Raw genomic sequence first — 8,880 nt, 5'->3', positions numbered from 1 at the left:
GCTATCTGCGTCAACCCCATTGACGCGACCACCCTAAAAAAGTGGCGTGGTGAGGAATCGCCGTCCGTTTTACGGCGGCGAGGATGTCAAATCGCCCGCATTTCTTTATCTTCCTCCACATCGAGAACCCCCGGCACTGCCTTTAAAGAGGGGATCAGCGATCGACGGGCTGAACCGGTAATAATGCCGGAAACCGATAATATATTATCTACTGTCATACCCAGAAATTGTAAATTATTGGCCACTGTCTGAATATCGGCTAAATGCTGTTCATCGATCGTCACGATAATCTGTTCCATGGCTATTAATGAAAGTAAAAAGATGAGCGGGAGTCAGGAGGGGGGAGCAGGGGAGATGGGAGAATAAATAAAAATAATCTCCTAACTCCTAACTCCTAACTCCTGACTCCTAATTCCTGAATACTGACCCCTGAAGGCTAAGGAGATTGGGCTAGTCCACTGCCCACATCAACGGTGGGAATAGACAGTCGCAAGGCTTTCGAGGTGAGTAACTTCCAGAGTTGCGCCCCGCGCACTCCCGAAGCTTGAGCGTGGAGAGCAGCAATCCCGGCCACATGGGGGGTAGCCATGCTAGTGCCGTTAAAAACGTCGTAACGTCGGGGCATCGGTACGGAAGAATAGATTGCCACCCCGGGGCCAGCGATATCGACGTTAGCACCTTGGGCACTACCAGAACCAGAGGAGAAAGAGGCTAATCGCAGATTACTATCGATCGCCGCTACGGCCATAATTGAGGGACTATTAGCCGGTTGACCCACAGTGCCAGGCCGGTGATTGCCGGCCGCCGCAATAATCAAACAACCATTTTGCAGAGCGCGACGACCGATAGTTTCGTAGGCAGTGGAGGGGGTCGGAACTGTATTGCCTAAGGACATAGAAATCACCGCACAGCGACTCGCGATCGCCCATTCCATGCCAGCGAGAATCCAACTTTGGGAGCCACTGCCAGCATTACTGAGAACTTTGCCCGCATAAATGGTCGCTTCGTAGGCGACCCCGTAGCGGCGACCGTTGACATCTTTGAATCCGCAAGCGGTACCGATACAGTGAGTGCCGTGACCGTGACCATCCTGCACCGCTTCTCCCGGTACAAAAGACTGACTTTGGATCGATCGCCCAAAAAAGTCGGGATGCTTCAAATCCATACCTGTATCTAATACAGCCACATTAATACCGCGACCACTGCGACCAAGGGAATTGATTACTTTCGTGGCTTTTAATCCCCAAGTGGATTGGGCATCATCGCGAAAGGCTAGGGCTGCGAGATCCTTATCTCCCGGCGTTTCTTTAGCCTTGCACTGTTCATAAAGATGATTGACGGCATCGCGATAACCCTTGAGGTATTCCGAGGATAAACCCTCCTCGATCGCATAGTAAATTCGTTCGGGTTCGATCGCTAAAATTGCCGAACTTTCCCCCGCTATGTTCATGACACTGCTCAAGGCTAAGTCATCCATAGAAACCACTGCCACCCCCAAAGTCGGAAAGGTTCCCCCTCCCGCCGCGTCTAGCTCTGAACTGTCCATGGCCGAATCGGCAAAATCCCGGGCATCGGGCAAGGCAGATATCCCCGCCACATCTCGCAGAGCGGCGATTCCTTCTGGGGTTGCTCCATCTTGGAAAGTAACAATATATCGCCCCGTGGTTTCCTCATTTGAGGCAGTCCCGGGGATGGGAAAACTCGCTCGTCCAGACATAAAAAATACCTCCAAAAAATGGATATTTTAGCTAATACAATCACGGAAAAATGGCTTAACCACCAGCCTTTTTATCGAAGATTTTTCAATCATCAACCACTGGTCTAACCATCCTTTAATTGTTCAGGATGGTTCGGCAAAATCAGAGATGAGTCAGTTAATTACCCACCCTCAAAATGTTCACGGTTTGGGAAACCATTTTCCTAAGTTCACTTCGGTCTCTAAGTACCGTTGTTTATGGACTCCAGCCCTAGCAAGGTTAAATTTTTTCTAGTAATTCAGGCTCTGGGAAACAACGGAACTAGGTTAGGGAATCTCAATCAATTTTTTTTATGTATTTAGCCTCAAACCGATCATATAAGTTTAAAACCCATCCGAATCGTTATTAAGCTATGGTTTTCTTTCTGAGGTCAGCCTAGCATTACCTCAAGGATTTTGGTCAAAAAATTTACAAATCTTTGACAATGCTTGGCAGCACGGGGGAATAAAATAATACTCATGTTCTAACGGCAACCCCCAATGATTCAGTCGGAAAACTGGCTTTCACGGTAGGATGAAGTAATAACCATCTCCGCTCGTTTAGATTTCGTTATGACCAACACATTAGACGATAAAGCCATAGTCAAGGACTATTTTAACGCTACAGGATTCGATCGCTGGCGCCGAATTTATGGGGATGGCGAAGTTAACAAAGTACAAAAAGATATTCGCATCGGTCATCAACAGACGATCGATACCGTTATCGGTTGGTTAGAAAGTGATGACAATTTGCCTAATCTCTCGATCTGTGATGCCGGTTGTGGAGTCGGGAGTCTTAGTATTCCCCTCGCTAAAGCGGGCGCAACTATTTTCGCTAGTGATATTTCTGAGAAAATGGTGACAGAAGCCAAGGAAAGAGCAGCCAAAGAGTTAGCAGATACCAGTAAACTCACCTTTGCCGTTCAAGATTTAGAAGCATTAACCGGCCAATATCACACAGTCATCTGTGTTGATGTTCTTATTCACTATCCCACAGAAGAAGCCTTAGGAATGATTAAACACCTGGGATCCCTAGCTCAATCCCGTTTAATCCTCAGTTTTGCCCCTAAAACCTGTTTATTAACCATTCTCAAGAAAATTGGTCAATTTTTCCCCGGTCCGAGTAAAACCACTCGTGCCTATCAACACAAGGAAAAAACTATTGTCGCCGCTCTCAACGAAAATGGCTTTAAAATTGAACGGACGAGTATGACTAGCACTCGTTTCTATTTTTCCCGTATCCTCGAAGCTGTCCGCAGTGAATAAATAATGGCAGTCACCATCAGCAAATTAATCGAGTGGAAGCAGCAAAAACGCGCGATTGTTACTCTCACAGCTTGGGATTATCCGATCGCGCGACTGCTCGATCGGGCGGGAATTGATATTATCTTGGTAGGTGATTCCTTAGCTATGACCGCTTTGGGCTATCCTACCACTTTACCGATCACCCTAGAGGCGATGATTCACCACGCGGCGGCCGTGTCTCGCGGGGTAAAACAAGCTTTAGTTGTCTGTGATTTGCCTTTTCTCAGCTATCAGGAAAGTGTCAGTCAGGCAATTCACTCGGCAGGAAGGATGTTAAAGGAAGCAGGAGTGCAAGGGGTAAAATTAGAGGGAGGTTATCCCGCTATGATCGAGACTATTAGCCGTTTAACCGAGATAGGCATCCCTGTTATGGGTCATATCGGATTAACTCCCCAGTCGGTGCATCGCTTAGGATACCGTCAGCAGGGAAAAACTCCATCGGATGCACAAAGATTAATCGAGGAAGCTTTAGCCTTGGAGAAAGCGGGAGTATTTGCCCTGGTTTTGGAACATATTCCCGCCAATTTAGCCGCTACTATTACCGATAAATTGACCATTCCGACGATTGGTATCGGTGCGGGGGAGGATTGTGATGGTCAGGTGTTAGTAACGGCGGATATTCTAGGATTAACCGAAAAAGCTCCCCCTTTTGCCAAAGTTTATGCTAATTTAAGCGAAACAATTACAAAAGCAGTGGTGGAATTTGCCAAGGATGTGAGGGGAAATGAATAGCGGCGAAAAAGCTACCTTTGGGGCCGGCTGTTTTTGGAAAACCGAGGACTCATTTCGGCGTTTACCCGGGGTTTTAGCGACTTCTGTGGGTTATATGGGGGGAAATTTCCCCAATCCTAGTTATCTCGATGTGTTATCGCGAATTACCGGTCATGCGGAAGTGGCACAAATTGCTTATAATCCCCAAGAGATAAGCTACGAGGTGTTATTAGCCGTTTTTTGGTCAATCCATGATCCGACTCAGTTAAATCGCCAAGGACCGGACCGGGGAGAACAATATCGATCGATTATTTTTTATCACACCCCGGAACAAAAGTTAATCGCCACTGCTTCCAAGCGTCAACTACAACTATCGGGAAAGTTTCAGCAGGATATCGTTACTTTGATCGAACCCGCAGGAGATTATTATCTGGCTGATCAGTCCCATCAACAGTATTTAGAGAAAAAACTGCTGCGAGCGGTCGAGGATTTCCAGAAGAAAACATAAAGACAGGTTCGGGGTATAATGTAAAGTTGCTTTCGCAGGAGATCAGGAAAAATGCCCGAGGCGGTCGGAGTCATTCAAACGTTGGGTTTTCCCCCCGTTTTAGCGGCGGCGGATGCCATGGTTAAAGGGGGACGAGTCACCCTAGTTTATTTTGATCTAGCGGAAAGGGGCGAATTTTTGGTGGCGATTCGTGGTCCGATTTCCGAGGTTAAACCAGCAGTAGAGGCAGGATTAGCGGCGGCGATGACCGCTTTTGGTGGTAATGTGGTCAGTCATTACATCGTACCGAATCCTCCAGAAAATGTACTGGCAGTTTTACCAGTGCAGCATACGCCTAAGTCAGACCGTTTTCGCAGTTAATTTCCCTAGGGATTTGCCCCAAACTAGACTATAGTTAAAGACTGGAAAATAGATTGGATTCTATCAATTAAACTTATCTGATTTTTGTTATTAGGAGTTAATTTATGACAGCCCAACCCGCGGTGGGATCGATCGAGACCAAAGGTTTCCCCGGTATTCTAGCGGCCGCCGATGCGATGGTAAAAGCAGGACGGATCACGATTGTTGGTTATTTAAGGGCAGGAAGCGCCCGTTTTACCCTCAATATTCGTGGGGATGTACAGGAGGTAAAAACCGCTATGGCTGCCGGCATTGAAGCGGTCAATAAAACCGAGGGGGCAGCTTTAGAAACCTGGGTAATTATTGCCCGTCCTCACGATAACGTGGTGGCTATTTTACCGATCGATTATAGCGAGGCAGTGGAACCTTTTCGCGCTGCTGCCGACGGTGCGATCGCTCCAATTCGTCGTTAATATTCAAGGTCAATTTTTTGTGATCGGTTGGAACTTGTCTAGTTCCAACTTAGTTTTTAATGATGATTTAAGTTTTAGTCAAAAAACCGAATTTGATAATTGCTGCAAGCAACAGTTGCACCGATAACAGTGACTATCAAAGCCCATATTTGAGCCGTTGCCCTTTCTTTCAAGTCTTTGACATCTTCTTTGAGTTGGGAAACTTCGGTCTCTATTTTCGGCAATACTTCTAGCTTTATGGCTTTGTTTATCGTCAGGTTTGGGAATCGCCGTCTGTTTTACGGCGGCGAGGATGTCAGGTCTTACTCGACTCGATTAGAGCGCTGGTCAACCCTTCTAGGGTGTATTCTTGCGCCTCGATATCAACACGACCAAATAACTCTTGACAGGTTTTTGAAGTTTGCGGACCGATAGAAGCCAGACAAACTTTTTCTAATAGGGAATTAACCGATAATTCTCCTGTTTCTTGTCGCAATAACTGATAAAAATTCTGGACGGTTTTGGAACTCGCAAAGGTGACTATATCGACTTTTTCATCTCGAAACGCTTCCCAGATCTGACTATCCATGCGCGCGGGACATCCGGAATCATAGGCGGCCACTTCCGTCACCTGACCAGCTTTGGCCGTTAATTCCTTAACCAAGACTTCTCTCCCTCCCGTTTCCACGCGCGGAAAGAGGAATTTTTGCCCCCTAATCGGGTCGGGAAACTCGTTTACCAAAGCATCAGCGACAAAATCCCCCGGGATAAAATCCGCCTTTAATCCTCGTGAGTGCAAAACTTGGCTGGTTTTTTTGCCCACCACGGCGATTTTTACGGTCGCTAAAGCTCTAGCATCTTTTCCCCAAAATGTCAAGCGATCAAAGAAAAAATTAACAGCATTGGCAGAAGTTAAAATCAGCCAATCAAACTTTTTTAACTCACCGATGGCATCGTCTAAACCTTGCCAACTGGAGGGGGGACGAATCTCTAAAGCGGGCATTTCTAGGACTTCTGCGCCTTGATTTTGCAAAATTTCGCTAAATTGACTCGTTTGCTCGGCGGCACGGGTAATAACAATAGTTTTACCTCCTAGGGGTGGGGGAGAGGACATAATCGCCAGATCCACAACTTGACCAATGACCATAATAGAGGGTGAGAGGGACACCCCGGCGGTTTGAGCGAGAATATTTTCTAAAGTGCCGCGCCAAATTTGTTGATCCTTGCGTCCCGCCTGGCGGATAATAGCGATCGAGTCGTGAATATTCCGCCCATTTTGGCATAATTTCTCGATAATTTGCCCTAAAGACTGACCGGCCATCAATAGCACCAGCGTATCAATTTTAGCTAAAGCTGACCAATCGAGAGACTGGGGATCGTGAGCGCTCAAGACCGCAAAACAGCGACTAATATCCTTTTCGGTCAGGGGAATTCCAGCTAATAAAGGAGCGGCCAAAGCGGAGGAAATTCCAGTTATCAGTTCAAAATCACAGCCAGCCTGCTTTAGGGCCAACATTTCAGGATATACTCGCCCAAAAACCCCCGGATCACCACTTTTGAGCCGAATAACTCGTTTTCCCTCTTGACAATAATTAACCAATATCCGATTAATCTGATTTTGCTCGGCGCCGGGTTGTCCTCCCCGTTTGCCCACATCGACTAAAATACAGGTTTTCGGCACGAGGGAGAAGATTTGACTATCCACTAGGGCATCATACAGCAAAACCTCGGCCGTGGCTAAAATTGCTCGCGCTTGCAGGGTGAGAAAACTGCTCTGACCGATTCCCGCACCGAGAAGATAAACTTTACCCCGGGGATAGACGACTCCTGACATAATCGCAAATTTGGGTTTAATCTTTAATTTAGCACTGGAGAACTCAAGGGCGCAGCGACCGGAGAAGATACAAACTACTAACGCAACAAGGGCAGCAGTAAAGTGACGAAATAATATACTAGGGGAGCGGTGAACACATAACTATCAGTGCGATCGAGTATACCACCGTGACCGGGGATTAACTGCCCGGAATCCTTGACCCCGGCATCGCGTTTCATCATCGATTCGGTCAAATCACCCAATAAACTGACAATACCAATTAATAAGCCCAAAATTAAGCCGGTCAGCTGCCAATAGGGCCAATCTAAATACCAAGCACCCAACTCGGCGATCGCTATACTGCCTAAAATGCCAAAAAAGGAACCTTCCACGGTTTTTTTGGGACTAATCAGCGATAAACTGGTTTTACCTAACCATTTTCCCATGATGTAAGCTCCGATATCGGCGGCCCAAATGCAACCGAAAGCTAGAAAAGTCACCGTCAAAGCGGCCGGGAATAATTTCGGTTCCATCCACGATTCTGGCCAATATCCCATCAGGGGTAAGTTACTGGCCATAGCCACAGGATTACTTTCAGGAGAAAAACCGACCCGTAAACGAATCCAATAACTAGGTAAGTAACCACCATAAAACAGACCGAGAATTGAGGTGGAAATGTCGGCAATTGTCGCCATTTTTGGCTGAAAGAGCAGATAAAAACAAATTAACGCCCCAGCAAGGGGAAACATGGCATCGGTGAGGGGGGCTGCCATAGTTGCCGTCAGTAGTAATAATTGCGAAACTACGAGAGTGGTTTTAGCGGCCGGTTCAATGCCTTTAGCGCGAACTAAGCGAAAATACTCCAATTGTCCCAAAAAGACGATAACACCGATGCCGAGGGTGAAATACCAACCCCCAACGATAATAATTCCCAGTGCGAAGGCAATAGCAAAAATAGCGCTGACAATGCGTGGCCAAGGCATGGTTAATCCAGAGAAGTTAGGCGGCATTGTTCTAATTATATGGATTAAGAAAACTTTATGGAAGGTTATCCCCAATTAAAGTTTATCGCCACTCAGGATGAACATGGGATCAACGGCGGCAAAAACTTGGTGAATACCCCTAGTTTCTAGGCGATTTACTGCCGCTTGGACGATCTCGATATTACGCGCCTGTAAATTAGAAAAGCCTTCGGAAAATTGATAGAGGGTTTCTAAATTATTGGCCGTAGCCACGATGCGGCCGTTGGGTTTCAGGTATTGCCACACTTCTTGCAGGACTGATTTAATCGGTTTGCCGCCCTCGATACAGACGCGATCGGGTGCTAGGGATATATTGGCTAGACAATCGGGAGCGCTGCCTTCAAAAACCGTAACATTTTTTACCCCGAAGCGATCGCAATTACGGCGGATTAAACTGGCCACTTCTTCATCCCTTTCAATGGCAATAATCGGACTATTGGGGCATAATAAGCCAATTTCAACGGGAATAGTGCCAGTTCCCGCCCCGATATCCCAGAAAACCCCCCCATCACCTAACCTCAAAGCGGAAATCATCAATAATCTCACCTCGCGTTTACTCAAGGGAATCCCAGGCAAACGTTCAAACAATTCATCGGGAATACCGGGGGTTTTATATAACCAAGTCATCGAAAATTTTGGGTCTGAAACCCCGTCGTTCTACGACGGCTTTACTGTTAAATACTAGCGCATTTACACGATATATGCTAGAATATAATACATGGAGAAAGCCTATTGGTTTCGATTTTACCCCACACCCGAACAAGAGTCGCTATTGCGGCGCACCTTGGGCTGTGTAAGATTGGTTTACAATAAAGCTCTCCATGTCAGAACACAAACATGGTACGAAAAGCAAGAAAGAGTAGGCTACGCTCAAACTTCTTCAATGCTAACCGAGTGGAAAAAACAAGAAGAATTAGACTTTCTCAATGAAGTAAGCTGTGTACCTTTACAACAAGGGTTAAGACACCTACAAACAGCTTTTACCAATTTCTTTG

The 8,880-nt window shown here is 46.6% G+C and carries 12 protein-coding genes; 7 read left to right on the top strand and 5 right to left on the bottom strand.

From position 1 onward, the window contains the following. Nucleotides 1–86: 86 nt before the first annotated feature. Together BGL89_RS13250 and BGL89_RS13245 are read right to left on the bottom strand one after the other, a co-directional pair. Nucleotides 87–299 carry a hypothetical protein gene (locus tag BGL89_RS13250; protein ID WP_286826099.1) on the bottom strand — a complete coding sequence of 71 codons (213 nt, stop codon included), beginning with the start codon at nucleotides 297–299 and terminating at the stop codon, nucleotides 87–89. A gap of 137 nt (nucleotides 300–436) precedes the next feature. Beyond that, on the bottom strand, nucleotides 437–1,717 hold the full coding sequence (locus tag BGL89_RS13245) for a S8 family serine peptidase (protein WP_286826098.1): 1,281 nt from the start codon (nucleotides 1,715–1,717) through the stop codon (nucleotides 437–439). 591 nt (nucleotides 1,718–2,308) lie between these two features. On the opposite strand from BGL89_RS13245, the gene bchM reads away from it, so the two are divergent. The 5 genes from bchM (at nucleotide 2,309) to BGL89_RS13220 (ending at nucleotide 5,071) form a co-directional block, all read left to right on the top strand. Further along, nucleotides 2,309–3,001 (top strand): magnesium protoporphyrin IX methyltransferase, encoded by a 693-nt coding sequence (gene bchM / locus BGL89_RS13240; protein ID WP_286826097.1) that lies wholly within the window; start codon nucleotides 2,309–2,311, stop codon nucleotides 2,999–3,001. A gap of 3 nt (nucleotides 3,002–3,004) precedes the next feature. Next, nucleotides 3,005–3,772 carry a 3-methyl-2-oxobutanoate hydroxymethyltransferase gene (panB, locus tag BGL89_RS13235; RefSeq protein WP_286826096.1) on the top strand — a complete coding sequence of 256 codons (768 nt, stop codon included), beginning with the start codon at nucleotides 3,005–3,007 and terminating at the stop codon, nucleotides 3,770–3,772. Continuing rightward, on the top strand, nucleotides 3,765–4,259 hold the full coding sequence (gene msrA / locus BGL89_RS13230; protein WP_286826095.1) for a peptide-methionine (S)-S-oxide reductase MsrA: 495 nt from the start codon (nucleotides 3,765–3,767) through the stop codon (nucleotides 4,257–4,259). Before panB ends, msrA begins: the two co-directional genes overlap by 8 nt. Before the next feature lie 51 nt (nucleotides 4,260–4,310). After that, nucleotides 4,311–4,619: a carbon dioxide-concentrating mechanism protein CcmK gene (locus BGL89_RS13225; protein WP_002732196.1), complete on the top strand. Its 309-nt coding sequence runs from the start codon at nucleotides 4,311–4,313 to the stop codon at nucleotides 4,617–4,619. A 104-nt stretch (nucleotides 4,620–4,723) separates the two neighbouring features. Beyond that, nucleotides 4,724–5,071 carry a carbon dioxide-concentrating mechanism protein CcmK gene (locus BGL89_RS13220; protein WP_286826094.1) on the top strand — a complete coding sequence of 116 codons (348 nt, stop codon included), beginning with the start codon at nucleotides 4,724–4,726 and terminating at the stop codon, nucleotides 5,069–5,071. Nucleotides 5,072–5,366: 295 nt separating this feature from the next. Here BGL89_RS13220 and cobA read toward each other — a convergent pair whose 3' ends face one another. From cobA to cbiT, 3 genes are all read right to left on the bottom strand, one after another. Continuing rightward, entirely contained in the window at nucleotides 5,367–6,884 is a 1,518-nt protein-coding gene (gene cobA, locus BGL89_RS13215; RefSeq protein ID WP_286826093.1) for a uroporphyrinogen-III C-methyltransferase, read from the bottom strand. Between the two features lie 77 nt (nucleotides 6,885–6,961). Continuing rightward, nucleotides 6,962–7,873 carry a phosphatidate cytidylyltransferase gene (locus BGL89_RS13210; RefSeq protein WP_286826092.1) on the bottom strand — a complete coding sequence of 304 codons (912 nt, stop codon included), beginning with the start codon at nucleotides 7,871–7,873 and terminating at the stop codon, nucleotides 6,962–6,964. A gap of 48 nt (nucleotides 7,874–7,921) precedes the next feature. After that, nucleotides 7,922–8,512, bottom strand: a complete 591-nt coding sequence (gene cbiT, locus BGL89_RS13205; RefSeq protein WP_149988633.1) for a precorrin-6Y C5,15-methyltransferase subunit CbiT — start codon at nucleotides 8,510–8,512, stop codon at nucleotides 7,922–7,924. An 8-nt stretch (nucleotides 8,513–8,520) separates the two neighbouring features. On the opposite strand from cbiT, the gene BGL89_RS13200 reads away from it, so the two are divergent. Further along, on the top strand, nucleotides 8,521–8,682 hold the full coding sequence (locus tag BGL89_RS13200; protein WP_286826091.1) for a hypothetical protein: 162 nt from the start codon (nucleotides 8,521–8,523) through the stop codon (nucleotides 8,680–8,682). Further along, nucleotides 8,658–8,880: helix-turn-helix domain-containing protein (locus BGL89_RS13195; protein WP_286826090.1), on the top strand; the 223-nt coding region annotated here is incomplete at its 3' end. The genes BGL89_RS13200 and BGL89_RS13195, both read left to right, overlap by 25 nt.

It is taken from the genome of Microcystis sp. LSC13-02 (assembly GCA_002282935.1).
Lineage (GTDB): Bacteria > Cyanobacteriota > Cyanobacteriia > Cyanobacteriales > Microcystaceae > Microcystis.
The sequence above is the reverse complement of the archived record's forward strand: the minus strand, read 5'-3'. Positions and strand labels throughout refer to the sequence as shown.

Coding starts and splice junctions, on each gene's coding strand:
- BGL89_RS13225 (WP_002732196.1), top strand. CDS start 4,311: ATGCCCGAGGCGGTCGGAGTCATTCAAACGTTGGGTTTTCCCCCCGTT.
- BGL89_RS13220 (WP_286826094.1), top strand. CDS start 4,724: ATGACAGCCCAACCCGCGGTGGGATCGATCGAGACCAAAGGTTTCCCC.
- msrA (WP_286826095.1), top strand. CDS start 3,765: ATGAATAGCGGCGAAAAAGCTACCTTTGGGGCCGGCTGTTTTTGGAAA.
- bchM (WP_286826097.1), top strand. CDS start 2,309: ATGACCAACACATTAGACGATAAAGCCATAGTCAAGGACTATTTTAAC.
- panB (WP_286826096.1), top strand. CDS start 3,005: ATGGCAGTCACCATCAGCAAATTAATCGAGTGGAAGCAGCAAAAACGC.
- BGL89_RS13250 (WP_286826099.1), bottom strand. CDS start 299: ATGGAACAGATTATCGTGACGATCGATGAACAGCATTTAGCCGATATT.
- cbiT (WP_149988633.1), bottom strand. CDS start 8,512: ATGACTTGGTTATATAAAACCCCCGGTATTCCCGATGAATTGTTTGAA.
- BGL89_RS13245 (WP_286826098.1), bottom strand. CDS start 1,717: ATGTCTGGACGAGCGAGTTTTCCCATCCCCGGGACTGCCTCAAATGAG.
- cobA (WP_286826093.1), bottom strand. CDS start 6,884: ATGTCAGGAGTCGTCTATCCCCGGGGTAAAGTTTATCTTCTCGGTGCG.
- BGL89_RS13210 (WP_286826092.1), bottom strand. CDS start 7,873: ATGCCGCCTAACTTCTCTGGATTAACCATGCCTTGGCCACGCATTGTC.